This is a genomic window from Corynebacterium sp. HMSC076D02, from assembly GCF_001813815.1.
GTDB classification, from domain to species: Bacteria; Actinomycetota; Actinomycetes; order Mycobacteriales; family Mycobacteriaceae; genus Corynebacterium; species Corynebacterium simulans.
Genome location: NZ_KV814020.1, coordinates 1 through 1,312, shown reverse-complemented (window position 1 = coordinate 1,312; position 1,312 = coordinate 1). Strand labels below are relative to the sequence as shown.

The 1,312-nt window shown below is 57.5% G+C and carries 2 protein-coding genes and 1 pseudogene; 2 read left to right on the top strand and 1 reads right to left on the bottom strand.

Annotated elements, in window-relative coordinates:
• Positions 1-396: NIPSNAP family protein (locus HMPREF2935_RS13380; protein WP_246817747.1), on the top strand; the 396-nt coding region annotated here is incomplete at its 5' end.
• A 494-nt stretch (positions 397-890) separates the two neighbouring features.
• Positions 891-1,028, top strand: a pseudogene (locus HMPREF2935_RS13770) (type IIL restriction-modification enzyme MmeI); the annotation flags it as partial.
• 62 nt (positions 1,029-1,090) lie between these two features.
• Here HMPREF2935_RS13770 and HMPREF2935_RS13315 read toward each other — a convergent pair.
• Positions 1,091-1,312: hypothetical protein (locus HMPREF2935_RS13315; protein ID WP_210400708.1), on the bottom strand; the 222-nt coding region annotated here is incomplete at its 5' end.

Genomic DNA, 1,312 nt, shown 5'->3' with positions numbered 1-1,312 from the left:
CCAGGCAGATTGGTGTGCTGCACCACGAGGCGCACAGACAAAGGCTCCCCAATGAGCGCCTGTGGGCCTAGCGTTGTGGATGTGATCACCTGTGTCGTCCACTACACCATCGACCCCGACCAGATCGCAGCCTTTGAACAGTTCGCCCGCGCTTGGATGCGGCATGTCGACGAACACGGCGGCACCCACCACGGGTACTACCTACCCGCGGAAGGTGTGAGTGACCGTGCGGAATCCCTGTTCAGCTTCCCCAGCCTGGCTGCCTACGAGCAGTACCGCACCTTGTTCGGCACCCACTCGGACTTCATCGCCGCTGACCGGATTCGAGACGAGTCCGAGTGCGTCCTGCGGTACGAGCGCACCTTCATGCGGCCGCTCCTACCCCAGGGACACTGAAAGGGACTCCGGCAGCACGCTCGGCACAACCCACAACGCCGCAGGTCAGCGCGTACAGATGGGTGTACCCGATTGCGAAGTGGATCTAGCGGGCTCTAACCCGGAGGGGTAGGCGATTCCACATCCTTAAATATAGGGGTGCGGCACGGAGTGTCGTCGATAAATAACCATTTGATGCGCGCGTGCGGAATTAACAACGAAATACCGCTAAAACAGACAACATATGGGGTGCACAGAAACACATATAAGTTCTGCGGAAAACCTATAGGGTGCGTCGCTAAAAACCGCTGTGCGCGAAAAACATAAAGGGTTTACGGACCCGGTCCCAGACCCCTCAATACTCTGAGCCGGAAGAATGGAAAGTGGAAGGTTGATGTATCCCCACTATTTATTTTTTCCGTTTTTCGGAGTACATCGGGAGCTACAACTGCGGACCAGCTCTGTGTGAACTAGATGAGAAGGCGCAGCAGCGAATCATCGACGCTGGACAGTTGGTGCTGCGGGCACGCGAGCGGCACCCCCAGCGGTCACTCGCGGAGCACTACAACCCGTTATCGATGGACCCAATTCTGCTCAAGGCTCACAACAACTTGGACCGGGAAGTCGATAAGGCTTTCGATGTGGCACGCAAACTCACCAACGAGCGCCAGCGCCAGGAGCTACTGTTCGCCAGCTACGGGGAGTTGGCGAGGGGCTATGTCTCCTCGCTTTCATCAAAATCTAAACCACCAGCAGGGTCGTTCCCCGTGCGGGTGATTTTGATCGGTCCCGCTGCTGGGTGTAGAACCCTGTCGCTGGCAACGCCGGGAACTATGACTGTGCCCGACGAGAACACGTCACTGCCATAACGCGGCTCACGGTAGACGAACATGGGTCGTTCACTACTACTGGTGGATTTCGGTTTTGGTGGTGGGGG